The organism is Rhodococcus sp. NPDC056743, assembly GCF_042790355.1.
GTDB lineage: Bacteria > Actinomycetota > Actinomycetes > Mycobacteriales > Mycobacteriaceae > Rhodococcus_F.
In genome coordinates, this window is sequence record NZ_JBHTZI010000002.1 from 1 (window position 1) to 26,819 (window position 26,819).

General features: G+C 60.4%; 26 protein-coding genes. 10 read left to right on the plus strand and 16 right to left on the minus strand.

The window, feature by feature from the left end:
• The 5 genes from ACFRFQ_RS04450 to ACFRFQ_RS04470 form a co-directional block, all read left to right on the plus strand.
• Positions 1-169: amidohydrolase family protein (locus tag ACFRFQ_RS04450; RefSeq protein WP_378655036.1), on the plus strand; the 169-nt coding region annotated here is incomplete at its 5' end.
• Positions 170-204: 35 nt separating this feature from the next.
• A complete protein-coding gene (locus ACFRFQ_RS04455; protein ID WP_378653566.1) occupies positions 205-432 on the plus strand; it encodes a hypothetical protein in 228 nt (75 codons plus the stop codon).
• Between the two features lie 102 nt (positions 433-534).
• Positions 535-2,196 (plus strand): OB-fold domain-containing protein, encoded by a 1,662-nt coding sequence (locus ACFRFQ_RS04460; RefSeq protein ID WP_378653568.1) that lies wholly within the window; start codon positions 535-537, stop codon positions 2,194-2,196.
• A gap of 41 nt (positions 2,197-2,237) precedes the next feature.
• Positions 2,238-3,467: a CaiB/BaiF CoA transferase family protein gene (locus tag ACFRFQ_RS04465; protein WP_378653571.1), complete on the plus strand. Its 1,230-nt coding sequence runs from the start codon at positions 2,238-2,240 to the stop codon at positions 3,465-3,467.
• 49 nt (positions 3,468-3,516) lie between these two features.
• Positions 3,517-4,668, plus strand: a complete 1,152-nt coding sequence (locus ACFRFQ_RS04470; protein WP_378653574.1) for a thiolase family protein — start codon at positions 3,517-3,519, stop codon at positions 4,666-4,668.
• Positions 4,669-4,765: 97 nt separating this feature from the next.
• Here the strand turns inward: ACFRFQ_RS04470 and ACFRFQ_RS04475 are convergent, their stop codons facing one another.
• A complete protein-coding gene (locus tag ACFRFQ_RS04475) occupies positions 4,766-5,830 on the minus strand; it encodes a CaiB/BaiF CoA transferase family protein (protein ID WP_378653577.1) in 1,065 nt (354 codons plus the stop codon).
• Positions 5,831-5,945: 115 nt separating this feature from the next.
• Between ACFRFQ_RS04475 and ACFRFQ_RS04480 the strand changes: the two genes are divergently transcribed.
• Genes ACFRFQ_RS04480 through ACFRFQ_RS04490 form a run of 3 tightly spaced genes read left to right on the plus strand, consistent with a single transcriptional unit; the run spans position 5,946 to position 8,690 of the window.
• Positions 5,946-7,106, plus strand: coding sequence for an acyl-CoA dehydrogenase family protein (locus ACFRFQ_RS04480; protein WP_378653580.1), 1,161 nt, complete (start codon positions 5,946-5,948; stop codon positions 7,104-7,106).
• A gap of 43 nt (positions 7,107-7,149) precedes the next feature.
• Positions 7,150-7,917, plus strand: a complete 768-nt coding sequence (locus ACFRFQ_RS04485) for an SDR family NAD(P)-dependent oxidoreductase (RefSeq protein WP_378653583.1) — start codon at positions 7,150-7,152, stop codon at positions 7,915-7,917.
• Positions 7,914-8,690, plus strand: coding sequence for a crotonase/enoyl-CoA hydratase family protein (locus ACFRFQ_RS04490; protein ID WP_378653585.1), 777 nt, complete (start codon positions 7,914-7,916; stop codon positions 8,688-8,690). Before ACFRFQ_RS04485 ends, ACFRFQ_RS04490 begins: the two co-directional genes overlap by 4 nt.
• Positions 8,691-8,746: 56 nt before the next feature.
• Here ACFRFQ_RS04490 and ACFRFQ_RS04495 read toward each other — a convergent pair whose 3' ends face one another.
• From ACFRFQ_RS04495 to ACFRFQ_RS04535, 9 genes are all read right to left on the minus strand, one after another.
• Positions 8,747-9,724, minus strand: a complete 978-nt coding sequence (locus ACFRFQ_RS04495; protein ID WP_378653587.1) for an NADPH:quinone oxidoreductase family protein — start codon at positions 9,722-9,724, stop codon at positions 8,747-8,749.
• A gap of 72 nt (positions 9,725-9,796) precedes the next feature.
• Positions 9,797-10,558 (minus strand): SDR family NAD(P)-dependent oxidoreductase, encoded by a 762-nt coding sequence (locus tag ACFRFQ_RS04500; protein WP_378653589.1) that lies wholly within the window; start codon positions 10,556-10,558, stop codon positions 9,797-9,799.
• 78 nt (positions 10,559-10,636) lie between these two features.
• Positions 10,637-11,380, minus strand: coding sequence for an SDR family NAD(P)-dependent oxidoreductase (locus ACFRFQ_RS04505; protein WP_378653592.1), 744 nt, complete (start codon positions 11,378-11,380; stop codon positions 10,637-10,639).
• On the minus strand, positions 11,377-12,681 hold the full coding sequence (locus ACFRFQ_RS04510; RefSeq protein WP_378653594.1) for an acyl-CoA dehydrogenase family protein: 1,305 nt from the start codon (positions 12,679-12,681) through the stop codon (positions 11,377-11,379). The genes ACFRFQ_RS04505 and ACFRFQ_RS04510 overlap by 4 nt, the downstream gene beginning before the upstream one ends.
• A gap of 61 nt (positions 12,682-12,742) precedes the next feature.
• A complete protein-coding gene (locus ACFRFQ_RS04515) occupies positions 12,743-13,291 on the minus strand; it encodes a TetR/AcrR family transcriptional regulator (RefSeq protein WP_378653597.1) in 549 nt (182 codons plus the stop codon).
• Between the two features lie 139 nt (positions 13,292-13,430).
• Positions 13,431-14,453 carry a phosphotransferase family protein gene (locus tag ACFRFQ_RS04520; RefSeq protein WP_378653600.1) on the minus strand — a complete coding sequence of 341 codons (1,023 nt, stop codon included), beginning with the start codon at positions 14,451-14,453 and terminating at the stop codon, positions 13,431-13,433.
• Positions 14,454-14,623: 170 nt separating this feature from the next.
• The gene (locus tag ACFRFQ_RS04525; RefSeq protein WP_378653602.1) at positions 14,624-16,240 is read right to left on the minus strand and encodes an AMP-binding protein; all 1,617 of its coding nucleotides are present in this window, start codon (positions 16,238-16,240) and stop codon (positions 14,624-14,626) included.
• A complete protein-coding gene (locus ACFRFQ_RS04530; RefSeq protein ID WP_378653604.1) occupies positions 16,237-16,968 on the minus strand; it encodes a tyrosine-protein phosphatase in 732 nt (243 codons plus the stop codon). Before ACFRFQ_RS04530 ends, ACFRFQ_RS04525 begins: the two co-directional genes overlap by 4 nt.
• 58 nt (positions 16,969-17,026) lie before the next feature.
• The gene (locus ACFRFQ_RS04535) at positions 17,027-17,548 is read right to left on the minus strand and encodes a DoxX family protein (RefSeq protein WP_378653607.1); all 522 of its coding nucleotides are present in this window, start codon (positions 17,546-17,548) and stop codon (positions 17,027-17,029) included.
• 155 nt (positions 17,549-17,703) lie between these two features.
• Here ACFRFQ_RS04535 and ACFRFQ_RS04540 point away from each other — a divergent pair, with 155 nt between their 5' ends.
• A complete protein-coding gene (locus ACFRFQ_RS04540) occupies positions 17,704-18,468 on the plus strand; it encodes an SDR family NAD(P)-dependent oxidoreductase (protein WP_378653609.1) in 765 nt (254 codons plus the stop codon).
• A gap of 125 nt (positions 18,469-18,593) precedes the next feature.
• Here the strand turns inward: ACFRFQ_RS04540 and ACFRFQ_RS04545 are convergent, their stop codons facing one another.
• Positions 18,594-18,959 (minus strand): MarR family winged helix-turn-helix transcriptional regulator, encoded by a 366-nt coding sequence (locus ACFRFQ_RS04545; protein ID WP_378653612.1) that lies wholly within the window; start codon positions 18,957-18,959, stop codon positions 18,594-18,596.
• A gap of 577 nt (positions 18,960-19,536) precedes the next feature.
• Positions 19,537-20,295 (minus strand): enoyl-CoA hydratase/isomerase family protein, encoded by a 759-nt coding sequence (locus ACFRFQ_RS04550; RefSeq protein WP_378653615.1) that lies wholly within the window; start codon positions 20,293-20,295, stop codon positions 19,537-19,539.
• 307 nt (positions 20,296-20,602) lie between these two features.
• Between ACFRFQ_RS04550 and ACFRFQ_RS04555 the strand changes: the two genes are divergently transcribed.
• Positions 20,603-21,658 (plus strand): acyl-CoA dehydrogenase family protein, encoded by a 1,056-nt coding sequence (locus ACFRFQ_RS04555; RefSeq protein WP_378653618.1) that lies wholly within the window; start codon positions 20,603-20,605, stop codon positions 21,656-21,658.
• Positions 21,659-21,763: 105 nt separating this feature from the next.
• On the opposite strand, the gene ACFRFQ_RS04560 is transcribed toward ACFRFQ_RS04555, so the two are convergent.
• From ACFRFQ_RS04560 to ACFRFQ_RS04575, 4 genes are all read right to left on the minus strand, one after another.
• A complete protein-coding gene (locus ACFRFQ_RS04560; protein ID WP_378653620.1) occupies positions 21,764-22,561 on the minus strand; it encodes a crotonase/enoyl-CoA hydratase family protein in 798 nt (265 codons plus the stop codon).
• Positions 22,562-22,590: 29 nt separating this feature from the next.
• Complete coding sequence (locus tag ACFRFQ_RS04565; protein ID WP_378653622.1) at positions 22,591-23,745, minus strand: thiolase family protein; 1,155 nt, start codon at positions 23,743-23,745, stop codon at positions 22,591-22,593.
• Between the two features lie 88 nt (positions 23,746-23,833).
• Complete coding sequence (locus ACFRFQ_RS04570) at positions 23,834-25,348, minus strand: class I adenylate-forming enzyme family protein (RefSeq protein WP_378653625.1); 1,515 nt, start codon at positions 25,346-25,348, stop codon at positions 23,834-23,836.
• A gap of 257 nt (positions 25,349-25,605) precedes the next feature.
• A complete protein-coding gene (locus ACFRFQ_RS04575) occupies positions 25,606-26,796 on the minus strand; it encodes an acyl-CoA dehydrogenase family protein (protein ID WP_378653628.1) in 1,191 nt (396 codons plus the stop codon).
• Positions 26,797-26,819 lie beyond the last annotated feature (23 nt).

Consider the following 26,819-nt stretch of genomic DNA (forward strand, 5'->3'; position numbering starts at 1 on the left):
CGTCGGTATCGACAACATCACCTGGGAAGGTGACTACCCGCACTCGGATTCGAACTGGCCGAACAGTCGCAAAAAGGTACACGACGCGATGATCGGCGTACCCGACGACGAGGTCGAGAAGATGGTCGAAACCAATGCCCGTGCACTACTGCACTTCCCACGCACCTAACCCACTGCCGCGACCGAGAAACCGTGAGGAATGCCATGGAAGAACTGATCGAGCAGTTCCCAGAAGATGATTGGGTCGACCAGGACCTGCTCACGAGAGACCTGGCAGGTGAATTGCTGGACGCGGAGATCGAAGCCGAGAAGGAACGCCTCGAATTTCCCGAGGACGCCGACGGCAGCCTGTTCAGCCACTCCGACCGGCAGCGCAGAATCGCTGCCATGGTTGCCATCCGGGATCGCCATCGTGAACCGAATACCCTGTAACACTGTGAAATCCGACAATCTGCAGCGACACCAGCACCAACGGGTCAGCGGTTTCCCGTGCCAACGACGAGCAACGAAACCGCCACTTCGAGCGGAGGACACGTGAGTCCCATCGTGGATACCGGCCGGCCACTGCCGCAGCCGACCCTTGCAAGCGCCGAGTTCTGGGCCTCGGGCAACGATGGCATCTTGCGGATTGCCCAGTGCTCGGATTGCGGGAAGCGGACACATCCACAGTCGGTGCTGTGCCCGGACTGTCATGGACGCAAGCTCCCACTGCAACCGGTATCGGGAAAAGCTGTTGTCGTCGGCGTGACGATCAATGTCCAACAGTGGCTTCCGAACTTCCCACCGCCGTACGTCATTGCAATTGTCGCGCTGACGGAGGATCCGCAGGTGCGCCTGACGACGAACATCATCGGGTGCGAACCCACTGACGTCCAGGTCGGCACTCGAGTCCGCGTCGTATTCGAGCAGGTCGACGACGCAATCTGGTTGCCGCTCTTCGAGATCGATCCCGATGCCGAGAACGAGCCCGGACCGCTCCCCGAACCCGAAAACTACAAATCCCGGCTGCGCCTACCCGTAAGCACCGACCGGTTCGAGGATCGGGTCGCGATCAGCGGAGTCGGGCAGTCGAAGATCGGCCGCCGACTCATGGTCGATCCGCTCTCACTCACTGTCGATGCATGCTTGGCCGCCGTCGCCGATGCCGGCCTGACACTCGAGGACATCGACGGATTGTCCACCTACCCAGGAAGATCCGTCGGCGGCATGTCCGAAGGCGGAATCATGCCCGTCGAGCAAGCACTGCGGATACGTCCGACCTGGGTCAACGCAGGCGGCGAACTACCCGGGCAGAACGGATCGATCGTGGCCGCGATGCTTGCGGTGGCCTCCGGACTGTGCAGGCACGTGCTGTGCTTCAGGACAGTGTGGGAATCCTCGCACTCGGAACTTGTCCGCTCAGGTGCTTGGGCGCCCGGCGCCGGCCGGGCGACGGACATGTTCGAATTCCGTCATCCTTTCGGCGCGATGTCTGCGGCTAACTGGATTGCGTGCCAAGCGTCGCACTACTTTCATCGCTACGGCGATGCGAAGGACGCTCTCGGGGCAATCGCCGTAAATACCCGTGACAACGCCTCCGCTAATCCGGAGGCCGTGTACCGCACCCCTATCACCATGGAGGATTACCTCACCGCCCGCCCGGTCTCCACACCGTTCGGCCTGTACGACTGCGACGTTCCCGTCGACGGCGCGGTAGCGGTCATCGTCTCGGCCGTCGACACCGTGCAGGATCTACGCCACAAGCCCGTGTTCGTCGAGGCTGTCGGTACTCAGATGATGGAAAATCTCTCGTGGGATCAAGGCACCCTTACCCATTTACCGCAATCTCTCGGCCCCAGCGCGCATTTGTGGAGTCGCACCGACCTACGGCCGGATGACGTCGACGTCGCCTTGCTCTACGACGGGTTCACTTTCAACGCGTTGTCCTGGCTAGAAGCCCTCGGGTTCTGCGAATTCGGCGGCGCCGGGGACTTCATCGACGGTGGCCGCGGTATCGCGATCGACGGGCGTCTACCGCTCAACCCGCACGGCGGCCAGCTTTCTGCGGGTCGGACCCACGGCTACGGATTCTTCCGAGAGGCCGTGCTACAACTTCGCCGACAAGCACCCGGCCGTCAAGTCACAGATCCACGCGTCGCAGTAGTTACCTCGGGTGGCGGCGTGCCCTCCGGGGCAATCTTGCTGCGCGCCGACTGATTCCACTCACCCCCGAACCTCTCCCATCATCAGGAGCTGACATGCAACGACCACTCGAAGGTATCCGCATCCTCGAGGTAGCCCAATACACGTTTGTGCCCGCTGCCGCGGCTGTGCTCGCGGACTGGGGTGCCGACATCACCAAAGTGGAACACGCCGTGAACGGAGACGCGCAGCGAGGACTCGTCCGCGTTCTCGGCTATGACGCCAATCGCCCCGGGTCGTCGTTCGCACCGATCATGGAAGGACCGAACCGCAGCAAACGCAGCATCGGCATCGACCTCGCGAATCCTGAATCACGGACGGTTCTCACCGAACTCGTACGCCGAAGCGACGTATTCCTCACCAACTATCTGCCCGGCCTGCGCACCAAGTTGGGATTGACCCTCGAAGAAATCCGGGCAATCAATCCCGACATAATCTATGTCACCGGTAGTGGTTTCGGCAGCGAAGGCCCCGACGCCAACAGTGGTTCGTTCGACGCGACCGGATTCTGGGCTCGCGGAGGCAGCGCCGACGGTTTGATGCCGCCCGATACAGAACACATGGCGTTCATGCCGGCCGGCGCCTACGGCGACAACATCGGCGGTATGACCATCGCGGGCGGTATCGCAGCCGCGATCGCCGGTCGCGAACGCACCGGCGAGCCGTCGGTTGTCGACGTCTCTCTACTCGGAGTTGGCGCCTGGGCAACACAGTTCACGGTCAACCTGGCGCTGTTCACCGGCGGACCACTACCCAAGGTACGCAAGAAGTCCGCCGCGGCAGGGAATCCTCTGACCGGCTCCTATCGCACCTCGGATAACCGCTGGCTGCAATTCTCCATGCTCCAGCCCACGAAGTTCTGGAACGAGTTCGTGACCGCTCTGGGCCTCGAGCATCTCGCCGGGGACAGCCGATTCCAGACCATGGAGTCCATCACCGAGCACAGTGAAGAAATCACCGGCTGGTTCACCGAGGCGATCGCCTCGCGCCCCTACGACGAGTGGACCGCAATCTTCACAAACCTCAGCGGACCGTGGGCTCCCGTGCAGAACAGCTGGGAGTTGGGTCACGACGAATCGCTCGTCGCCAACGGCCGCATCGTCGAGGTCACAGATGCTGACGGTGTGCCCCAAAAACTCGTCGCAAATCCGGTCAAATTTGATAATTCTCCAGTGCAGATGACCCGTGCCCCACAGTTCGCCGAGCACACCGACGACATTCTGCGCGAGCTCGGCTTCGACGACGAACGACTGATCGAACTCAAGATCGCCGGAGCCGTTACCTAGCTGGCGCCCAACACAATCCATCCGCTTGAACGACAGGAGTCAAAACAGCATGCGAATCAGAGAAGCCGTCATCGTGGAGGCGGTACGCACGCCGATCGGCAAGCGGAACGGGTCGTTGAGCAGCGTCCACCCAGTTGATCTATCCGCTTTGGTACTCAATGAACTGATCCGACGAACCGGAGTCGACCCGTCGTTGATCGACGACGTCATGTGGGGTTGTGTCACTCAACTTGGTGATCAGTCCAGCAACGTCGCGCGATTCGCAACATTGGCGGCGGGCTGGCCGGAAAGCGTACCGGCGGTCACCATCAACCGTGCATGCGGATCCGGTCAACAGGCCATCGAATCAGCGGCTCACGCGGTGATGTCGGGCGCCTACGACATTGCTGTCGCGGGAGGTGTCGAGATGATGTCTCGAATTCCACTCGGCGCAGCCCGAGCTTCCGGCTTTCCTTATGGCCAAACCGTTCTCGACCGATATAGCGTCGACAAGCTCGACCAAGGAATCGGCGCGGAACTGATTTCCCAGAAGTGGAATCTCTCGCGTCAGATGCTTGACGAGTTCGCCTCCAGATCTCATCAACTCGCAGCCAAGGCAATCGACGGCGGAGCGTTCGACTCACAACTGGTAACGGTAGACATCGGCGAAGCACAGCTCGCGCTCGACGAAGGTCTGCGGCGCGGAACGTCGCCGGAGACGCTTGCCAAGCTGAAGCCGTCATTCCGCGACGACGGTGTAATCCACGCCGGAAACGCGTCACAAATCTCCGACGGTGCATCGGCAGTAATGATCACGACGCCGGAAAAGGCCGCAGAGTTGGGGCTTGCCCCCATCGTTCGTCTGCTCGCCGGCTCGGTTGTCGGCGCAGATCCCGTCATGATGCTCACTGCTCCCATTCCCGCCACGCAGAAAGTTCTTGCCCGTGCAGGTCTCGGGATCAACGACATCGGCGCAATCGAGATCAACGAAGCGTTTGCGCCGGTCCCGCTGGCATGGCAGATCGAGCTCGGCGCGGACCTCGAACGCATCAATCCACTCGGTGGCGCAATCGCGGTGGGGCACCCGCTCGGCGCATCGGGGGCGATCCTGACGACCCGGCTCATTCACCACATGCGCGATCGCGGACTCAAATACGGGTTGCAGACGATCTGCGAGGGCGGCGGAACTGCCAACGCAACGATCTACGAACTCGTCGAGTGACGCGGACCGTGGTCGCCGTTTGATCTTGTGCTCCCACGAACCGTCCCGATGGCGGTGGTCCGTCATCGGGACGGTGAAACCAATACGGCACAGAGATTTACGAGCCTGCCGTCCCCTGACCCCACAATCGGAGGATGTCGTCTACCGGCTCAGCGGCGTCCGAGTATCCGATCGGCAGTCGCGGAGTCCATGCATCGCCGTCCTCGGCAACGAGGATTCCGCGTGCGGCAACGTGCGGATGGTGCGGCGCCTCCGCCAGGCTGAGGACCGGCGTCAAGCATGCGTCGGTGTGCCCGGCACAGTCAGCCCATTCGTCACGGGTTCTTGTCGCGACGGCCGCCGCAATTCGATCTCGAAGAGCAGGCCAAGACTGGGGGTCGTGCCTACCCTGGGCCAATTCGGGTTCGAGCCCGAGGACCTCCAGCAGCACATCGAAAAACGGATCTTCGAGAGCGCCGACAGCCACAAATTTACCGTCAGCGCAGGGATAAACGTCGTAGTAAGGAGCGCCTGTGTCCAGCCGATTCGTACCGGGTTCGTCAGACCACCGTCCAGTCGCGCGGTATTCGTGAAGCATCGAGGTCAGGTAGTTAGTACCGTCGAGAATCCCGATATCGAGAACCGACCCTGTGCCGGTCCGGTCGCGTTCGAAGACTGCTGCCAGAATCGCCGTGACGAGATACATTGCGCCGCCGCCGAAATCGCCGAGAAGGTTGGCCGGCGGCATGGGCACCGAACCCACTCTGGTAGCGGAGTGCAGCGCACCTGTCAGTGCGATGTAATTGATATCGTGCCCGGCGGTGAACGCAAGCGGACCCGTCTGACCCCATCCGGTCATCCGGGCATAAATCAGACGATCGTTAACAGCGGCGAGATCACTCGGACCCAAGCCGAGTCGCTCCATGACACCGGGACGAAATCCTTCCACCAAGACATCAGCAGATCCGATGGAATTGTGTACGAACCGAATCGAGTCTGGATCTTTGAGGTCGACTTCCATGGTCGACCGGTTACGCACCAACGCCGGTATCTCCGACCCGGGGCGGCGCAAGGTGAGGATTTCAGCTCCCAAATCGGCTAGCAGCATGCAACCGAACGGAGACGGGCCCAATCCGAGAAACTCGACAACTCGCAGACCACTAAGCGGCGCAGTAGATTTCATGTCATCCATCCCTTGGTTTCACATTGGCCTGTCGGTAGATTGAACCGCAGGCTCGCCCATGTCGACAAACTGGACGCCGAGCATGAGTATTACCGATCAATTTAGGAGAAGCCAAGTGCCTCAACCATTTTACGACGATGACCATAACCAGTTTCGTGCACTGGTGCGCGAATTCGTGAAACGTGAAGTCACCCCCAACCTCGACCAATGGGAGGAGGACGCCAGCACCGGCCGCGACGTATGGAAATCCGCAGGCGCACACGGAATTCTCGGCATCCGAATCGCCGAGGACCTCGGCGGAGGCGGAATGAAAGACTATCGCTTCCGCTGCGTGATCCAGGAGGAACTTGCCGCAGTCGGAGCGGCCTCCCTCGCCTCCGGGTTCTCGATCAACGAGGACATCGTCGCGTCCTACCTGACGACATTCGGGACGGACGAGCAGCAAAAGGAATGGCTCCCCGGAATGGCCGAGGGCTCCGTCGTCACGTCCATTGCCATGTCGGAGCCCTCGGCCGGCAGCGACCTCCGTGCGATGAAGACGTCAGCGGTGCGCGACGGCGACGATTGGGTCATCAACGGCTCCAAGACATTCATCACGAGCGGATTCTCTTCCGACCTCGTTCTCGTCGCCGCCCGTACCGGCGAAGTCGATGGACGTCCCCGACTGTCGCTCATCCTCGTACCCACCACAACCGACGGATTCGTACGCGGCCGTAAGCTGCGCAAACTGGGCTTGCACGCCCAGGACACCGCCGAGATCGCCTTCGATAACCTGCGTGTCCCTGCGTCTAATCTCGTCGGCGAGGAAGGACGTGGGTTCCACCACCTGACTGCGCAGCTTCCACTCGAACGCCTGTCGATTGCATGGCGCGCCCTGTGCGCGGCCGAGGCGGCACTTGAGTGGACGGGCCGCTACACCAGCGAGCGAAAGGCATTCGGCCAACGCATCATCGACCTCCAGAACACGCGTTTCCGGCTTGCCGAGATGACGACCGAAATAGACATCACGCGAACGTTTCTGGAGCAGTCCATTCTCGCGTACAACGACGGCACATTCGACGCTACCCTCGGAGCGAAAGCCAAGTGGTGGTCCACCGAGTTGCAGAATCGCGTCGTCAATGGATGCCTGCAGTTGCACGGCGGATACGGCTACATGGACGAGTACCCGATCTCACGTGCCTACGCCGATGCCAGGGTGCAAACCATCGTCGGCGGCACAACAGAAATCATGAAAGAAATCATCGGTCGCGACGTAGCCACCCGATTCTCCTCGTGACACACGCCCCCTCGATCTTCCCCTCCCAAAGAAAGCCTGACACATGCAATTGCGAGACAACACATTCCTGGTCACCGGAGCAGCCTCCGGTCTCGGTGAAGCAACCGCCACCGCTCTCGTCGAGGCGGGCGCCCGCGTGGTGATCGCCGATCTTGCCGACTCCGACGGAAAAGCGACCGCGGTACGTCTGGGTGACGCCGCAGTCTTTGCTCCGATCGATATCACCGATGAGACATCATTCGGTCCCGCACTCGACGCTGCCGAGGCCATCGGCCCTCTGCGCGGAGTCGTCCACTGCGCGGGACGCGGCGGCGATCGTCTACGGATTCTCGACAAGGAAGGCAATCCGAACGACTTGGAAAGCTTTCGCAACGTGCTCGAGATCAACCTCATCGGCACCTACAATGTCCTCCGCTGCGCCGCAGCCCGGATGGCACGCAACGAGCCCCTAGACGGTGAGCGAGGCAGCATCGTGTTCACTGCATCGGTGGCTGCATTCGACGGGCAGATCGGTCAGACCTCCTACACCGCATCAAAATCGGCCGTTCACGGCATGACACTCGTCGCGGCACGCGATCTGGCAAGCTACGGGATCCGAGTCAACACGATAGCTCCGGGATTGTTCGACACCCCCATGCTCGCGCGACTTCGCTCGGACATCCGTGAAGGCCTTTCCGCGGGCGTACCCTTCCCGAAGCGACTGGGTCGCCCGCAGGACTATGCGGCGATGGCCACCGCGCTCCTGACGAACTCGTACGCGAACGGTGAAACAATTCGATTGGACGGCGCGATCCGGATGGCGCCTCGATGAACGCGCTGACAACGGCAGACGTGCTCGTGGAGGCTGATGCCGGGATTCTCACGATCACCATCAACCGGCCTGCCCAGCGTAATGCGATGACGCTGACCGCTGCGACCGAGATCGCCGCCGCGTTGACTCTCCTAGACGAGGACCCGCATCTGTCAGTTGCGATTCTCGCTGGAAGTGGCGGAACCTTCTGCGCGGGAATGGACTTGAAGAGATTCCAGCTCGGTGAGCGGCCAGTGGTACAGGGCCGCGGTTTCGGTGGCCTCGTCGAAGCACCACCGGCGAAGCCCTTGATCGCCGCGGTCGAAGGATGGGCGCTGGGCGGAGGATTCGAAATGGTTCTGGCCTGTGACCTGGTTGTCGCGGGCAGTGGTGCCAAGTTCGGACTTCCTGAGGTAAAACGCGGCCTTGCCGCGCGCGCCGGCGGAATCTTCCGTGCTCCCCAGGCCCTGCCCCGGGCTGTCGCACTCGAGATGCTGCTCACCGGCGAACCGATCGACGCACAGACTGCGCTCACGCACGGCCTGGTCAATCGAGTGGTTGACGACGGTTCCGCGGCGGACGGCGCACGCACTTTGGCAACAGCGATCAGCGCGAACGCTCCGCTGGCGGTGCGCGCCAGTAAGGCTCTGGCGCTTCAATCACGGACCTGGACCGATTCGGAGGCCTTCGAGCGCCAGAACGTGTATACGGATCCAGTGTTCGCTTCCGCTGATGCGCGCGAAGGAGCGGCTGCATTTTCGGAGCGTCGAACGCCGAACTGGCAAGGCCGGTAATAAAAATGGCCGATGCCTACGGCCACTCGAAAGCAATCGTAGGCATCGGCTCGGCATCAACGCCTGGTCATGTCGATGACTAATTTCCCGGTAGTGAGTCGCTCCGACATACGGGTCAAGGCCAGCGGCACTTCATCGAGTGTGTAGGTTTCGGAGACGTAGGGCTTCATTCCCTGTCCGACAAGACGTTCGATCTCCTTGCGACCATCCTCTACAGCTTGCGGTAGATGAGCGGCGAGCGTTCGAATCTCGAACCCTCGCAGGATCGCACCTTTCAGGAGAACCAGATTCATCGGGATCCGCGGAATTTCACCTTGCGCAAATCCTAGACAGACATAGCGCCCGCCCCACCCGATCGCCCGAATCGCCTGCTCCGAGTACGCACCACCGACCGGATCGATCACCACATCAGCACCCGTGCCGGTGATTTCCTTGATCCGCAGTTTGAGATCCTCGTCGTCATAGGCGATCGTTTCCACGGCGCCGAGCGCACGACAGGCTTCAGCGCGTTCCGCGGTGGATACTGCGGCGATCACCTTAGCTCCGAGACGAGTCGCGATGTCGATACACGCAGTGCCCACACCACCAGCGGCGCCGAGAACCACCACCCAGTTCCCCGGCTTCACATCCCCGAAAGTCGTCAGCGAGTGGTACGCAGTTCGGTAAGTGACGTTGAATGCTGCGGCATGGATCATGTCCAACCCTGCAGGCGCCGCCGACAGTGCGGTGTGCGGAACGGTGATCTGCTCCGCAAATGCACCGCCGAATGCCGTGCCCATCACGGCATCCCCGGGTACGAAGTTCGTGACCTCGGCTCCGACTGCCAGCACTCGCCCAGCGAATTCGCTTCCCGTAGTGAACGGAGTCGGCACCGTCACCTGATAGCGATCCGCAGCGATGAGGACGTCCGGATAATTCACGGCGGCAGCCTCGATTCCCACAAGCACCTCCGACGGTCCGGCCACCGGATCGGGTATTTCACGGATCACGATCTTGTCCGGATCTCCGTGGATCTCGCACCGCGCTGCTCGCATGCTATGGCCTTCCTGCCGAGTGGGATTTGCTTGGGTTTACCACTTTTGGTTGCTATCGCGCTGCCGCCCGCCCTACCTGACCATGAGCGACCCGCCGTCGACTGCAAAAATCTGCCCCGTCATGAATCGTGAGCCTTCACCCGCAACAAATTCGAGTACAGGAACCAGATCCTCGACGTTTCCGAGTTTGCCACCGAGCGGAATCAGGTTTGTCATTTTCCGATCGTGCTCGACCAACTGCTCAGGTGTCATCGACGCCCGCGTCGTCTCGTACATCGGCGTACGAATTGCCGGCGCAATTGAGTTGACCGTAATCCCGTACTGCGCCCACTCGGCCGCTACGGTCCGACTCCAGCCCAGTACGGCGCCTTTGCTTGCTGCGTACGCGGCCTTGCCCATCAAGCCTTTTGCACCTGCTGCGGAAGCAAAGTTGATGATGCGTCCGCCGCCATCTTTCAGATACTCGAATGCCGCTTGGTTAGTGAGGAACGTCCCCGTGGCGTTGACCGCCATCGTGGACTCCCACATCGACAGCGGCGTGGACTCCGCCGGTGCGCCAGGAGCGATTCCAGCGGCGTGGATCAAGACGTCCAGGCCCTTCAAGGATTTCAGACCCCGCGCGAAGGCCTGGTCAACCGATTCCTTGTCGGTGACGTCGCACCGAATGAACTCCGCGCCTGCCTGAGCAGCAATCCGCGCTCCCTCGTCAGCTGTGACGTCGAAGGAGACAACCTTTGCGCCCGATTCACCGAACGCTTTGACCAGAGCGCTTCCCATTCCACTAGCGCCACCGGTGATGATGACACGACGACCAATCAAAGCCTGGGTACCCACGGAATTCTCCATATCTATTGAAACAAAACGATTTTCAACGGGAACGAGCCGGCACGCACGGGTGCACCTGCCTAAGGCCTAGTACAAGCCACCGTCCACGCGGATCAGCGACGACGTGGTGTAGCTGGATGCGGGACTCGCAAGGTACAGGGCAGTAGTGATGATCTCTTCGGGGTTTCCCGGCCTGCCGATCGCACTCTGTGTCGTGTGCCGCTTCTCTTCTGCCCACGACTTGGAGATGTCGGTCAAGAATGGGCCCGCGGAGATCGTATTGACTCGCACTTTGGGTCCGTACTCGCGCGCAAATACTCCCGCCAGTGTGTTGAGTGCCGCCTTCGCGCCGGCGTAGGGGCCGAATCGCGGCTGCGGGAAGAGCGCTCCCGACGACGAGATGTTGATAATCGATCCGCCGTCACCTGCTGCCATGCGCTCACCGACCAACGAGGACAGGTGGAACGGGCCTTTGAAGTTGACGCCGATGACCTTGTCGAAGAGCTCCTCGCTGGTTTCAGCCGACGACGGCGCGAGTGGAGACATACCGGCGTTGTTGACCAAGACGTCGATCCGCCCGAACACCTCGTAGGCCTTCTCGACAAGTGCATCGATTTCGTTCCACTTACCGACGTGACAGCTCACCGGAAGAGCCTTACGGCCCAGGGCTTCTACCTCTCGGGCGACGTCGGCGCATGCTTCGGCCTTGCGGCTGGTGATCACGACGTCGGCGCCCGCTTCCGCGAAGGCCAACACCATTTGACGTCCTAGTCCTCGACTGCCGCCGGTGACGAGGGCGACCTTACCTTCGAGAGAAAAGTGATTGCTCATGCGATTCCATGCTCCTCGAGAATAGCGGCATGCTTAATTTTTGCCTCGGCCAATCGAGTGGGAATGTGCTCGCTGGGGAACAAGTTTTCGGTGGGCTCGTAGTTCGCGAGTACACCGCGTGCGACGGCGACCTTGTGCACTTCGGTCGGCCCGTCCGCCAAGCCCATCGAGATGACGCCGCTCCACCAGATATGCAGCGGGGTTTCAGTCGTCGCTCCCAGTGAACCGTGAATCTGAATCGCGCGGTGAATGATGTCGTGATAGATCTTCGCCATCGCAACCTTGCACATTGCGATGTAAGTGCGTGCCGCACCGTGCGGTTCGTTGTCAATCACCCAGGCGGTTTTGATCACCAGCAGTCGATACTGCTCGAGCTCGATTGCCGAGTCGGCGATGAACTGCTGCACCATCTGCTTTTTGGCAAGTGTCTCGCCCTGAGTGCGACGCGACAGCACACGCTCACCCATCATGTCCAGTGCACGCTGGCATTTGCCGACAGTGCGCATAGCGTGATGGACGCGGCCGCCGCCGAGTCGAGACTGAGCTACTTCGAAGCCCTGTCCGGGACCACCGAGGATCGCATCGGCCGGAACGCGCACATCGTTGTAACGGATGTAGGCGTGAGTTCCCTCGTCGAGTTCCTCTCGGTCGCCCATGACGGAGACGTTGCGGACAATCTCGATTCCCGGGGTTTCTGCGGGAACGACGAACATCGACATCCGGCGGTACGGCGACGCCTCGGTGTCCGTCACTGCCATGACGATGAGGAAGGACGCATAGCGCGCATTCGACGAGAACCACTTCTCACCACTGATAACCCACTCGTCACCATCCCTGCGTGCCGCGCACACGAACTCTTTGGGATCAGACCCTGCCTGCGGCTCGGTCATGGAGAAGCATGAAACGATGTCGCCATCCAGAAGCGGCTGCAGATACTTCGCTTTCTGTGCATCGGTTCCGTACATCGCGAGAATTTCGGCGTTTCCGGTGTCCGGTGCCGCGGTACCGAAAACCGTTGGAGCCCACATGGACCGCCCCAGAACCTCATTCAGCAACGCAAGTTTGAGCTGCCCATAGCCCTGCCCGCCGAGCTCAGGGCCGAGATGACACGCCCACAGTCCTTGCTCCTTGACCCGATCTCGCAACGGGCCGAGGATTGCGCGAGCGGCCTTGTTCTCCATATTGTACGGCTGACCGAGATGAGGGAAGAGCAGGTCAAGCGGCTCGCATTCCTCCCGGACGAATTTCATCGCCCAGTCGAGTTTCGCTTGAAATTCAGGATCGGTCTGGAAATTCCACATCGTATGAGTCCTTTGTTTGTTCGGGTATCACACTCGAGCGACACGTACGGTCGGTCAAACTTCAGTGCTCGGTGACGGCTCGGAGGCAAAAGAGCAGCAGATGCTCGTGTTCTTCTTCCGTAGGAGTGTGACCGGCTTCGAGATACGTTGTTGTCAGGCCCATCACCAGGGTCTGAATGAACATCGCGGTGCGTTCGGGTTCCGGGACATTCCCCTCGATAAGGATGGCGCAGAGTAGATCCCGGATACGGCCGTGTCCGACTGGTTTGATCTCGCTTTTGGTTCTGGCTATCTGGCCCATGTTCCAGATAATTACCCGGCTGAAATCGGAGAGATCCGGATCTTCGATCTGCGCCAAAATCCCGTCGATCCAGGCGGCGAGCCGCCCGCCGAATCCAGATTGCTTGAACACCCGATGTTCCAGGTAGGCATGGATATTCAGTAGCCCCTGCTCATAGATCGCGACGATGATGTCGTCTCGACCCCGAAAGTGTCGGTAGAATGCCTGATTCGACATTCCTGCCTCGCGGACGATCTCAGCAATTTTGGGCTGATCGGTACATCCCTTGCTCAACATCACAGTCTGCGTCGCCCGGATCAGTAACTTCACCTCGTCGTTGTACGAAGCCTGCCGCCCAGGCTTCGGGACTCGACGAAGTTGACTCCCGCCCGCAATCACCGGTGGTGCACTATCTACATCGCGACGTGGTTCGGACATCACTAACGCCCTCGTTCTTCGATTGCCGCAATCAATATCCGATCAGCGCGAATGCTTCTGCCAGCAGGCCAGGAAGCGCTGGTTCCATCTTCTGGAATGCGGGGCTCAAATTGCCTCGCTTGCGCCCACGTTTGATCAGCAATGCTGTGGCGGCAGCTTCCTTGTATCGGGTAAGTGCGTGGAACCACTCGATATCCTCCACCGCCCGCCCCAGAGTCTGTTCGTAGGTCCGGACAACTTCATCGGCAGTTGGGGTACCGCAGGGCTCTTCAGAGGCTGCGGCAGGGTGCCCGGCTTCGTCGGTGAAGTAAGTGAGCCAGGTCAGATCGATTCGCGGGTCACCAACAGACCAAATCTCCCAGTCGATCAACGCTGTGACGCGGTCTCCGTCACAGAGCGTGTTCCCCAGTCGGTAATCGCCGTGGTTGACAACCGGTTTCGCCGGGACGGGAATCGTCGCATGTAGCGCTTTCGCACATCGCAAATAATCGCCGCTGAGGTCATCCGAAACAGTCTCGAATGCTCTAGTCCACCTGTCGATTTCAGAACCCAATGACATTACCGGCTCGCCGCCCAGACCGATATCGGAAGGGTCGACCGAATGCAGATGGGCGAGCATCCGGGTAGCGGAGAGGTACCTTTCGCGAGTCTGTGCGCGAGTCTGTTCATCCCGAGGCCGCTCAGCGACGAGTAGCGGTTCCACACATTCACCCGCGACCATTTGCATTGCCACGAAGGGAGGATCGCCTGCGTCCTCGAAATAGACTGCCGGTGTCGACACCCCGGCAGCACCCTGCAATGCCTGCATTACACGACCTTGACGCAGCACGTCTCGATTTCGAACGGGTGCCAGTCCTGGAGGCGCAACCTTGAGGACGACAGATTCGTCGATTGCCCCACCTGAAACGTCGGCGATGAATGTCAGGCTCGATGTTCCACCGGTCAGCGGCCGCACGTTGGCGACCTCGAGATCCTGTTGCCAACTACGACTCGCATCAGCAGCCCGGGCACTGAGATCTGAAAGTAGTTCATTGAGATCGGATTCCGTTGTCATGGAGGATCCTTCGGATTACGGACAATCGAAAAGTGAGATTGTCATTCTGGGAACATGATTCTGAGGTTTCGACACGATGTCAATAGATGCATTCCACTCAGTAGAACCGGCCCCGGAGAATACTCGGAATCTGAAGACTGAACTCCGAGAGCATCTTCCGCAGACTGTTCCTAGGTGAAATATGCGGACCGGAGCGCTGCCTTACGAATCTTGCCGAGCACTGTTCGAGGGAGCTCGTCAACGACAACAAGCCGCTCCGGTGTCTTCTGTCTGGCAAGTCCAGACGCCGCGAAATGCTCACGAAGCCCTACGAGTTCAAGTTTCATGCCCGGAGAAAGAACGACAACGGCAGCGACCACTTCGCCGTAACGTTCATCCGCAGCGGCAACGATCACACCCTCCTGGATCGCCGGGTGCGTGACGAGCACGTCTTCGATTTGCCCTGAAGACATCGTCTCACCAGCCCTGATGACAACATCCTTTAGGCGATCGGTGATCGTCAGCCGACCATCACGATCCAGGTGCCCGAGATCGCCGGTACGCATCCACCCGTCTTCTGTGAATGCCTCGGCATTGAGGCTGCTGTCGCGATAGCCGATAAATTGGTCCGGACCTCGAAGTATGATCTCGCCGTCGACCCCGACCGGAACATCGAAGCCGAGTTCATCGACGACACGCACACGTACCCCGTCCATCGGTGCGCCGTCTGTTCCCAAACGCGCTTCCTCGGGGTCGTCGGCACAACCTGATGTGGCCGTCGGATGCTCAGTGGATCCGTAACAACGAAATGTTGCAATACCTGCTGTCTGCGCCCGACGTACGAGATCCTCCGGCACCGTAGATGCACCAATGAGGAAGTCGGACAACGTCATCAGCTTGTCAACAGCACCACCCACGTCGAGGATTCCGGCGAGATGAAATGGGGTCCCACCTGTCGCAGTCACCCGATGGGACGCGATCAGTTCGACAGCAAGTTCCGGCTCCCACATCTGCATGTACACCGCATTCCAGCCGTGTACAAGAGGACGCAGCACACTGCTGACGCCGGCAATATGCCCGGGCGGAAAGGATACGAGTTGCACCGAATCGTCGCGGCCGCGGAGATAGCGGGACGCAGACCGAACCTCCGTCAACAACGAATTGTGACTATGCTGAACGCCCTTCGGTGCCGCTGTGGTCCCGGAGGTATAGATAAGCAGCGCAACGTCGTCCGCATGCACGATCGGCACAGTGCAGGTCTCGTCCGAGGTCAGCTCAGACCACACGATACAACCATCAGGAACATCGTTGCCAACCAGGACAATTCGTTCGAGAGACGCGATATCTCCGTAGCCTTCGACCCGACCGCAGTAGTCGATCGAGCGCCAACGACTGGGCTGGATGAACAGCTTCGCCTCTGATTGCTCGAGAATGAACCGCACCTCGTTCGGACCGTACACATGCACAATCGGAACCAGTACCGCGCCTGCCAGAAGTACGGCGACGTAGGCGACCGATGCCTCGAAACAATTGGGTAGCTGAACTGCTACAGAGTCACCCGAACCGATACCAAACCCTCGCATCGCAGAAGCAACATCTTTTGCGGCAGAGTATATCTCACCAACCGTAGTCTCACTCTGTGAGCCGTCGGCCGCGACGTACACGATTCGGGTACGAGCATTCTCCACACATTTCTCGGGTAGAACGTCGACCCAACTTCGGTGTGTATGGAAACCCTCTCGGTACCACAATTCGCTGAGATCACCGATAACCTCAGCCGTGCGCATCGAACCCGAGAGACCCTTCACCCGCCATCCGCTCCTTGGCTGAGCGCCGGCACAGTTGCTCCTCGCAAACGAGTTCGCCACACGTCGAGCAGGACAGGATCCGCACCGTGATCGAGCATCCACTGCTCCGCTCCCCCGCGGGTCGCGGTGATCCGTTCGACGATCGGTTCGATCGCCGAGGCCGGCGCGTGCATGTACTGCTCCGGTAGTGGCGGCGACTTGGCGGTGCGCACACCGACGTCGAACCATCGAGCCATGAGGTCAGGCAATGTCTGCTCAGTACGCACGTAGTCATCGACGACGGCCTCGGGTCGTACGTCTGCAGCGAGAAGCAATACCGCGACCGCAACGCCGGTACGGTCCTTACCCGCGGTGCAGTGCAACAAGACCGGGCCCTTTGGCCGGGTAACCAGATCAAGAAGTTCACCGACCCAAGAATTGCCGCGGTCGACCATGCGCGCATAGACGCCTGGCAGATCGCTCGGCTGAGCGTCGGGGGCCGCAGCGGCAGAAAGCGGTACGTGATACACGCTCGTACCTACCGGCCATTCGTAGGCGAATCGAGCACGTTCTCGTGCACCTCGCAGGTCGATGACGCTCTCCGGTGGCCACAATGCAATTTCGGGAATCGCGTAATCACCGGGGTACGGAGCGTCGCCGCGATACAGGATGCCGTGCGCGGTCGCGCCCTGGCCTAGGAGTGGCAACCCTCCGACGTCTCGGAGATTGACCAACCCCCGGCCGGTCACCCGCAACTCCGGGCACTACTGGTCCAGGCAACATACTGACCTTCAACAATTTTCACGGTCAACCTCGAGCAGGTTCCGCGGCGACAACTTCGGGGCGATAGGCACTTCCGAGCAGAATTCCCGCCGCCACTAGGCCGCCGACCGCCGCCGTGAGACCGCCCGCCCAGCCGGCGAACAACTCGCCACCGAAGAACGTGTTATCGAGGCTTGCCGTGCCAGGCCCGGTGATCGCGACGACGACCGCACCCACTGCGAGCACCATGTTGTACTCCCACCCGTTGCCTGCGATGAAAAATCCCTTGTCGCGGTGCACGGTCCACGCAGCGACAAACATCAACGCAACGAAACCAGCAGCAGCAAACGGGGTGAACAGACCCAGCGCAAGTGCGATGCCTGCGGCGACTTCAGTGGCAGCAGCCAACCACGCGTGTAGAAGTCCAGGCCGCATGCCGATACTCTCGAACCATCGCGCGGTGCCTGGGATTCGGCCACCTCGGAAGAGTTTCCCGTATCCGTGCGCGGCCATGGTCAGACCCAAGCAGATTCGCAGGATCAGTAGTCCTGTGTCGATCGAATTCACTTCCACTCCATCCGTCTGATCGACAGCACACGTCACTTCTCGCCCTGTCGACAATAGACAAATATTACCTCTATAACTAAGTTATAAACAAGAGTGGATCTTCCGGCTCGTTCGAAACGACCGATTCCTACTCACCTCACCGAAAGGCACTCCTCATGGACCTCACCAATGCGTCTGCGGCAGTTACCGGCGGCGCTTCCGGCCTCGGACGGGCGACCGCAGAGGCGTTTGTAGCCCGCGGCGTTCCGACAGTCATCATCGATCTGCCGTCCTCGAACGGCGAAGTGGCCGCCAAGGAACTGGGCGAACTGGCAACATTCATGCCGGCCGATGTCCGCGATACGGAGGCTGTCGACGCAGCTCTCGCAGCGGCAGAGAGCATAGCTCCGTTGCGGGCCGTCGTGCACTGCGCTGGACGCGGCGGAAAACTGCGTGTAGTCGAAAAGGACGGCACGCCAGGGAACCTGGAGCTATATCAAGATGTCATCAGCACGAATCTCGTCGGAACATTCAACGTATTGCGGCTCGCTGCGGCCCGAATGGTCAAGAACGACACGGTCGACGGAGAACGCGGCATCATCATCATGACCGCGTCCGTCGCCGCCTTCGAAGGACAGATCGGCCAAGCCGCCTACTCGTCCGCCAAGGCGGGCGTCGCAGGACTGACTATCGTCGCGGCACGCGATCTGGCACGCAAGTTCGTGCGCGTCGTCACGATCGCGCCCGGCACCTTCGAGACGCCGATTCTGGGCGGCTTGTCCGACAAGGTAAGGGAATCGCTCGCCTCCCAGGTCCCCCACCCGTCCCGCTTGGGAGCTCCGTCCGAGTACGCCAAGCTCGCGCTGGCAATCGTCGACAACGCCATGATCAACGGCGAGACCATCCGAATCGATGGCGCGATCCGCATGGGTCCGGTTTAATCCCTGTCGTCATGACGGAATCGGAATCGGCACGCGAGCGAACGTCGCGCCGATTTCGATTCCGAGGATTACGAACTGCGTGAAGTCTCATCCCGCCCATCCACTTTCACTGGGCGCCATAGTCTTCAATTTCCATACGCAGAGGTATTGAATCTCTCCAACAGCAGGACAAACGCTGACACATCCGACTGCGCCCAATGCGATACCGCGTCAGCCATCCAGTCATACTTGGCCTTGCTCACGGCGCCGAATTTCACCGCAGCTTCCGGCGTTGGGGAGAACAAGGCTACGCGACCGTCATGCGGATCAGGCTCGGAGACCAGATAGCCTTCCTTGGTGAGAGCCGTCAGATGCCGACTCACCACACTTCTATCCAATCCTGTGGCCACGATCAACTCAGCCGGCGATGCCGGAAACGTGTCCGCAATTCGCGTCATAATGACAAAAGCAGACGGCGCCATCTCCGGCGCAATCGAGGCCGAATTAGTCATCAACGCCTTCCGTGAACCTCGCACGAGCCGACTTATCGCCGTTTCGATCGCGCGAATATCGGCGTCATATTTTGTCGAATTCACAGGATCAGCATAGATCTCGATGCTTTGAGCGCTGCGAATTTTCCACCTAATATAGTTGCTTAAATCAACTATATATGTTTGACTCGAAGGCCATCCAGTGACCTGATGATGCTCAGGAGGGCGCCGGATGTCGCTGCGGCGCGCGCGAATTTCCCGTACGGCATACGGACCAGGACTGGCGCCAGAAGACCTCGCAGCTTTGGTCAAATGCTTTCCGCCGGTCGAGTATCCGGCTGTGCGAACCAGTCCGGACACTGGAGCACCTTTGCTCTACGTCAACGAAATTTCACGAGCCGAATTGTCGGCATGGACCTTCGTGAGAGCGACTCCCTCCTCCAATTCCTGTACCGGCAGGCGACAAAACCTGAGTACCGGAGCCGGTTCGGTCGGAGAGGGATCGGTCGAATTCTGGGACAACCGCACACGTACGGTCGCGCTAGTTGATTGGTTCAATGAAGGGTGCCGGGCGGCAGCGAGTAACCCTCGATCAGCCTCAGCGGAATACCGGCGCCCGCTTCCCGAGGAACGCCGCCTTAGCTTCAGCCGCATCGCCGCCCGTGATGTTGTTGCCCTGAGCCTGTGCTTCCAACCTCAATGCAGACTCCAGACTCCCCCCGTCTGCAGACGCATCAAGAAGCTGTTTGGTCAGGGAGAGCGCACGCGCAGGTCCCGCAGCGAGCCGCTCGGCCATCTTGCCCACAGTTGCGTCGAGCTCGGCTACCGGCACCAGCCGCGTAACCAAACCCATTTCTGCTGCTTCCGCCGCGGAATACATGTCACCGAAAAAAGCGATTTCCTTCGCCTTCTGAATTCCGACCAGCCTTGGGAGTAACCAGGAACCGCCCATGTCGACGGAAAGCGCACGACGAACGAAGATCTGCGAGAATCGAGCTCGATCGCTGGCAACCACCAGATCACAGCCCAGCGCGAGGTTCCACCCCGCACCGACCGCGACACCGTCCACTTTGGCGATCGTGGGAATTGTCAAGGCGTGCAACGCGCGCGCCGCATCACTTGCATCAGACATGAAGTCGAGCGGATCACCGTTCACGCTCGCCAGATCGGCGCCGGAACAAAAGTCGCCGCCGTCTCCCGTCAGCACCAACACGCGGTCGGCGTGTGAATGCTCGACACTGGTGAACGTCTCGGCCAGTTCGCGCCACATCTCCAAATTCGCCGCGTTCTTCTTCTCCGGACGCGACATCACAACCGTTACGACACCGTCGCGACGTTCGACACGCAGGAATTCCACCGTCGCACTCCCCTTTGTTCTTACATAACTAAGTTATCTAGATACATGAAGCCGCGGAGACAGCTACGCCAAATTGTGACGTGCGAGTTTCCGGGGAGGATTCAGGCCACCCGGCGCGGCCGTCGACCAAGTTGTGCACACTATCCTTAGCGAGTAACACGGATGCAGCGACCACCACTCGACGCCAGACCGGATCAGACGGGCGAGGAAGTGGACTCTCGATGCCGACGCGCTCTTTGGCGTCACTACCGAAAAGGTAGATGACATGGTTAACTATGTCAAGAAATGCGACTTATAGAGGAGAGCCATGGACTTCGCGCTGAGTGACGAGCAGGTAGCCCTAGCCGAGGCCGAACGGGCCTGGTTGGTGAAGAACTCACCCCTCATGGAACGCCGCCCACTGATAGACGATGCGCCGGCTCGAGTTTCGCCTGCACGCCTTCGCCGTCTTGCCGAGTCGGGTCTGATTGGTCTTCTCACCACGGAGATGGGTGGCACACACGTCGACCTGCTGGTGCTGGCCGAGGAGCACGGCCGCGCAGGAAGCCCCGTACCAGTGGCCGAGTTGGCTGCGGCGGCCCGCTTGCTCGAACAAATCGGCCACCCGGCCCTCGACGAGACCACTGAAGGGGCGTCCTTGGTCGTGCCGGCCCTCAGCTCCCCCGAAGACTCCGCGCTGCACGCCACAGTCGAAGGGACATCACTTCGAGTGCAGGGGACTACAGCTCCGATAACGGGCCTGATAGATGCCCACCGACTCCTTCTCGTCACATCGACTATCGACGGCGCCGAGGTCGCCGCGGTAGTGGACATCGCAGCCGTCAACACGCGTGTCCTCGAAACTCTGGATGTAACGCGATCATGGACGGTAGCCGAGGTCGATCTCACCTTCGAAGCCGGCGAGTGGACGCTACTATCCAGCGGCACAGTGGGTTTCGTTCGTGATCAGTTGGCAACCTTCCGAGCCGTCGACGCGCTCGGCGCCGCAGAAGCACTGCTCGCCCTCACTGTCGAGTACGCAGGGCAACGCACGCAGTTCGGGCAACCGATCGGAAGCTTCCAGTCCGTTAAACACCACTGTGCAAATATGGCCCTGTCCATCGAGGCATCGCGCGCGGCATTGTGGGCCGCGGCCGTGGCTCTCGACGGGAAGGACCCGGGTGTCCGCGCTCGGGCCGTCGCGGCGGCCGCAGCGTTCACCGGTGACGGAACCAGCTCCGCGGCTCAGACGGCACTGCAAGTGCACGGCGGAATCGGATTCACCTGGGAGCACGACCTGCATCTACTCATCCGCCGAATCAAAGTCGACGAGCTACTCGACGGTTCGGTGAGCTACCACCGTCGCCGCCTCGTCAACGTCTGAGCCGAACAACCAAGACTACGAATCGGCAAGCTCCAACACGAAACGACCCGGGTTGCACTGAGTGAGTGCAACCCGGGTCGTTTCGGAATAATCAGAGAGCTCGGTTCAGCGTGCTTTCCAGACCGGTTCGCGCTTTTCCGCAAACGCGCGTGGCCCCTCCTTGGAGTCCTCACTGGTTGCGAGCTGATCCCACTCGGCGGCTGACAAAACCCACCGGTCAGCCTCCTCGACGCGGATCGAATCCACTACTCCGTAAGCGACGCGCTTACTGGCTTGCACCGACAACGGCGCGTTGACCGCAATCCGCTGTGCGAGTTCGACAGCCGCACTGACAACCTGCCCCTCGGGCACAACCTGGTTGATCAGACCGACCTCGAGTGCGCGGGCGGCACTGATCGGATCGCCGGTAAAGATCATTTCCATTGCCAGGCGCTGCGGCATCTGTTCAGGCAACCTGAAGACACCACCAGCGCCCGCGATAAGTCCACGCTTGACCTCTGGCAAACCGAAGGTTGCATTCTCGGCCGCAACGATGAGATCCGCGGACATCGCCAATTCCGTGCCACCACCCAGTGCGGTTCCGTTTACCGCGGCGATCGTGGGCTTGTCGGTGTACTTATTGACGAAGCCTGCAAATCCCCATTCTCGATTATTCGGCGCGTATACCGATTCACCTCTCGAAATAGCCTTGAGATCGGCACCCGCACAGAAGGACTTCTCTCCTGCTCCGGTCAGGACGATCGCACGCACATCGGGGTCCGCGGCAGCTTCGTCCAATGCTCCGCCGATACCCGCACTTACTGCGGAGTTCACCGCGTTACGTGCTGACGGACGGTTGATCGTAATCACCATGACATTGCCCACTCGCTCTACGAGAACCGCGGGTTCGTTCGTTTCGCTCATTGTTGTCTCTCCTTGTGCTGGATCGGGTTTCAGCGCGCGTTTACGAGCTCGAGGATGGTGGCGTTGGCTTGTCCGCCACCCTCGCACATCGTCTGCAAGCCGTATTGGATGTTGTTGCGAAGCATGTGATGCAGCATGTCCGTCAGAATCCGTCCGCCCGATCCGCCAAGGGGATGCCCGAGAGCAATTGCACCGCCGTTGGGGTTGACCCGCGCGGGGTCCGCTCCAACCTCTGCCAGCCACGCAAGTGGCACGCTCGCGAATGCTTCATTGACTTCGAAGACACCAATATCGTCGACAGTCAGACCAGCCTTCTCGAGCACCTTCTTCGTGGCCGGGATCGGAGCCGTGAGCATGATGATCGGGTCGTCTCCGACAACAGCGACCGAGTGAATCTTCGCTATCGGAGTCACCCCGTACCGCGCAGCGGCCTCTTCGCTCATGATGAGCAGCGCCGACGCGCCATCCGAGATCTGTGACGCGTTACCTGCATGGATCACGCCGTCTTCTTTGAAGACCGTCTTGAGCTTTCCGAGTGATTCGACCGAAGAGCCGCGACGGATTCCTTCGTCGCGAGAGATCACGGTGCCGTCCGGCGTGGTCACAGGAACTATCTGATTGTCGAACAGCCCCGCATCCTGCGCAGCAGCGGCACGTTCATGCGATTGAACAGAGAACGCGTCCAAGTCATTTCGCGTCAGACCCCACTTCTCGGCGATCGCCTCCGCGCCAATGCCCTGGTTCGGTTTGACTCCGTTGTAGCGCTCCATGAAAGCCGGGCTGTACGGGCTCCCCTCGAAGGTTCCCGCCGATCCCATAGGCACTCGCGACATTGACTCGACGCCACCGGCAACAACAACGTCGTAGTGTCCTGCCGCGACACTGGCGACAGCAAAGTTGAGTGCCTGTTGCGACGAGCCGCACTGACGGTCGACCGTCACGCCAGGAACGGTTTCGGGCCAGCCGGCTGCCAGCACCGCATTACGAGCCACGTCGTTGGCCTGGTCCCCGACCTGCTGGACGCAGCCCCAGATGACATCCTCGACAACGGAAGGCTCGATACCGGCGCGCTCGACCAACGCGTTGAGAACTACGGCCGACAGATCGGCCGGATGAACGCTCGACAAACCGCCGTTGCGTCGGCCGACCGGGGTGCGCACTGCTTCTACGATGACTGCAGTCATGTTGTACTCCTTGCGTTGCCGGGCAGAGCAGCCCGGATTCGTTTAAGTGGTTCCGCGAACAATCGCGAGCGATCGACGACCGCCTGAGTCAGACGCGGGCGGCTTCGAGGTCTGCCACCAACTCCAGCAGTCGGCGACGATCGATCTTGAGCGATACTCCGCGCGGAAGTTCGTCGACGGTGTGGATATCGACGGGCACCTCGTAACCGGTCAACTGGCCACGGAGGAATGTCTTCACCTCGTCCTCGACCAAAGGAATCGCACCATCCACAAGCTCGACAACAGCGACCGGCACCTGTCCTAGCCGATCGTCAGCTTTCCCGTACACACTGGCGTCGAGGATCGACGGATGCGCGCGCAAGGCATTCGACACGACCTCCGGGTGAACTTTGAAGCCGCCCCGGACAATTGCGTCGTCTGCTCGACCGTCGATATACAGGAACCCGTCCTCGTCGATGTGCGCGAGATCGCTGGTGCGCAGCCAACCGTTCGCACCTTTACCGGTCTGACCCGCCCGCACTTCGAGCTTGCCGGTCTCGTTGACCGGCAAGACCTCGCCGTTGTCGTCGACAGTCTGCAGATGCACGCCCGGAAACGGACGCCCGACGCTGCCACGCTTACGCGCCCACCACTCGGTATGCAGCGGCTTGGTCCATCCGGCGATGGCACCGGAAAACTCGGTGGCACCGTACATGATCAATACGGGCACGCCATATCGGTGCGTGAACTCCTCGGCCAGATCCGGTCCGACGTAGGTCGTGCCGGCCGTCACCGCACGCAAGCTCGACAACTTCTCTGCCGGGATATCGGCACTGAGTACCGATCGCATTGCCGCCGGGGGCAAGCTCGCGACCCTCAGCTGATGCTCGGATACCGCAGTGACCCACCCGTCGACGGTGAACCGCGAGAGCAGGACAAAGGGTCGAGCTTCGGTGAGCGCCTGCAGAACTGCCCAGAGACCGCCGATGTGAACCATCGCCAAGAACACCAATGACACCCGTCCGGTGAGCGGGTCGCGTTCTGGGCCGGCCGCACCGGTGTGGCCGTGCACCGCTGACATCGCAGAATCGAGCTGGCGCCACGTCAGCGGGACCCGTTTCGGAGGTCCTGTTGTTCCAGAGGTGAACATTTCCACCGCCACCGGATGTTCCTCGGTGTGCAGGGCTTCGATCGTTGCTGAGGAGCCTCCACTGCATTGCCGGAGCTCGAGACCATCTACAGCGAAGCCCAAAATTCCCGAATCCTCAGCAGCCGAGGCAAATTCATTCTCCAGCCAGGCACTCGAGGGACCGAGAACGACCTGCGGCTTGGAACTCACCAGGTCCGATGACAGACGTGCAGCCGGTTGCATCGGGTTCAGCGTGACGATTGTCCGCCCTTTGCCGAGGATGGCCACGAGGGCCGCGACGGACTCCATCCTGTTTCCCAGAACAACGCCGACACGAGAACCCTCGTCGCATCCCACCCGACTGAGTTGCTCGTCGATACGTTCAGCGAGAACGCGAACCTCACCCCATGTGATCCATCGACCATCCTGCTGGATCATGTTCGCGCCATCGGGTGCCAACCACAGAGCACCCAACCCGTCTCTGATTCCCGCCATTGACTGCCTCCAGTTCTGCCGACGGGGAAGCCTTTGCTCCCCCGGCTCGCCCATAAGGCGCCACTCGACATTCGATCGCGCCGATAGAACGCGCGTAACTATAAGATAGATCACATAGTTAACTAGGTCAATTCTTTTGTATCTGCGGTGGTGTCTTCGACACAGAAAAAGGGGAGACTCGAATAACACGAGTCTCCCCTTGCCATGGCTGCACATCCGAAATCAATGGCGCCGACTGCTGCCTACATCGCGGCCCGTCAGCGCGGCATCGACAATCCACGCTCCGCGATAATGTTGCGCATGATCTCGGAACTTCCGCCCGCGATCGTATAAGCGCGGGCATACAGGAATTCGTCTTGCCAACGCCCACAATCGATTGCATTCGGGTCGCGCTCGACAAGGACGCCCGCCTCACCACTGAGCTCGAGCGCGAATCGCGCGATCTCGACGCCCAATTCGCTGAAGAACAGTTTTGCCATCGGGCCGTCGAAGACCCGCTCTGTCTTCCGTGACCACCGACTTACGTTGGCGTACACCATCGCCGAGAGCGCTTCGACCGACGCAGTCAGCTGACCGAGCTTGTCCAGTACGGCGCCGTCTTCGATAGCGGGACGTCCGTTCTTCGTCACCTTCTTGGCGAGATCGACGAGTGCTGAAACATTCTGCTGCAGCCGGGCTGCACTGGCTGCAACTGCGCTGCGTTCGTGCCCAAGACTGGAATTGGCAATCACCCAGCCCTGGTTCAGATCACCGATCAGGGAGTCGGGACCTATCTCGACATTGTCGAGAAACACCTCATTGAAATCCGAAGTGCCAGTCATCTCACGGAGGGGGCGCACCTCCACACCCGGCAATCGCATATCAAGGATGAAAGCACTGATCCCCCGATGCTTCGATACTTCCGGATCCGTACGCGCCAGCAGATACCCGTAGTCAGCCCACTGACCGTTGGTCGTCCAGACCTTCTGTCCGCTGATCCGGAACCCACCGTCGTCGGTACGTGTCGCCTTCGTACGCAGTGATGCCAGGTCACTACCGGAACTCGGCTCGCTGAAAAGTTGGCAGAAGATCAGCTCACCCGAACGAATGCCGGGCAAGAACGCCTTTCGCTGTTCCTCGGTTCCATAGTCGAGCAGTGCGTTCGAGACAAGTTTGGAGGCTCCCTGAACCGCGGCAGGTGTGCGGCCGCGAGCCAACTCTTCTCCGACAACGACCTCGCGTTCCATCGAATGGGGGTTGCCCTGCCCTCCGAAACGTTCCGGCCACGACTCTCCTACATATCCAGCGCCGAAGAGCTTGCGTGTCCAGTCCTTCAGTAATGCAAGCTCTTCCGCGTCCTCGGCCGTGCGTACCCCCGCCTTGGGCGCGATCGCAGGCGCGTTGGCCTTCACGAATGCCCGCACCTCGGCGCGGAAATCCTCGAGTTCGGCCGTCATGCCGTAATCCATCTCAGCTCCCTTTGCGCTTTGTA

What these genes read in the sequence shown, in the direction of transcription:
- ACFRFQ_RS04510 (WP_378653594.1), bottom strand. Translation starts at nt 12,681, where the DNA reads ATGTGGAATTTCCAGACCGATCCTGAATTTCAAGCGAAACTCGACTGG.
- ACFRFQ_RS04465 (WP_378653571.1), top strand. Translation starts at nt 2,238, where the DNA reads ATGCAACGACCACTCGAAGGTATCCGCATCCTCGAGGTAGCCCAATAC.
- ACFRFQ_RS04495 (WP_378653587.1), bottom strand. Translation starts at nt 9,724, where the DNA reads ATGCGAGCAGCGCGGTGCGAGATCCACGGAGATCCGGACAAGATCGTG.
- ACFRFQ_RS04505 (WP_378653592.1), bottom strand. Translation starts at nt 11,380, where the DNA reads ATGAGCAATCACTTTTCTCTCGAAGGTAAGGTCGCCCTCGTCACCGGC.
- ACFRFQ_RS04575 (WP_378653628.1), bottom strand. Translation starts at nt 26,796, where the DNA reads ATGGATTACGGCATGACGGCCGAACTCGAGGATTTCCGCGCCGAGGTG.
- ACFRFQ_RS04565 (WP_378653622.1), bottom strand. Translation starts at nt 23,745, where the DNA reads ATGACTGCAGTCATCGTAGAAGCAGTGCGCACCCCGGTCGGCCGACGC.
- ACFRFQ_RS04520 (WP_378653600.1), bottom strand. Translation starts at nt 14,453, where the DNA reads ATGACAACGGAATCCGATCTCAATGAACTACTTTCAGATCTCAGTGCC.
- ACFRFQ_RS04555 (WP_378653618.1), top strand. Translation starts at nt 20,603, where the DNA reads ATGGACTTCGCGCTGAGTGACGAGCAGGTAGCCCTAGCCGAGGCCGAA.
- ACFRFQ_RS04455 (WP_378653566.1), top strand. Translation starts at nt 205, where the DNA reads ATGGAAGAACTGATCGAGCAGTTCCCAGAAGATGATTGGGTCGACCAG.
- ACFRFQ_RS04540 (WP_378653609.1), top strand. Translation starts at nt 17,704, where the DNA reads ATGGACCTCACCAATGCGTCTGCGGCAGTTACCGGCGGCGCTTCCGGC.
- ACFRFQ_RS04570 (WP_378653625.1), bottom strand. Translation starts at nt 25,348, where the DNA reads ATGGCGGGAATCAGAGACGGGTTGGGTGCTCTGTGGTTGGCACCCGAT.
- ACFRFQ_RS04560 (WP_378653620.1), bottom strand. Translation starts at nt 22,561, where the DNA reads ATGAGCGAAACGAACGAACCCGCGGTTCTCGTAGAGCGAGTGGGCAAT.
- ACFRFQ_RS04490 (WP_378653585.1), top strand. Translation starts at nt 7,914, where the DNA reads ATGAACGCGCTGACAACGGCAGACGTGCTCGTGGAGGCTGATGCCGGG.
- ACFRFQ_RS04475 (WP_378653577.1), bottom strand. Translation starts at nt 5,830, where the DNA reads ATGAAATCTACTGCGCCGCTTAGTGGTCTGCGAGTTGTCGAGTTTCTC.
- ACFRFQ_RS04485 (WP_378653583.1), top strand. Translation starts at nt 7,150, where the DNA reads ATGCAATTGCGAGACAACACATTCCTGGTCACCGGAGCAGCCTCCGGT.
- ACFRFQ_RS04470 (WP_378653574.1), top strand. Translation starts at nt 3,517, where the DNA reads ATGCGAATCAGAGAAGCCGTCATCGTGGAGGCGGTACGCACGCCGATC.
- ACFRFQ_RS04545 (WP_378653612.1), bottom strand. Translation starts at nt 18,959, where the DNA reads ATGACTAATTCGGCCTCGATTGCGCCGGAGATGGCGCCGTCTGCTTTT.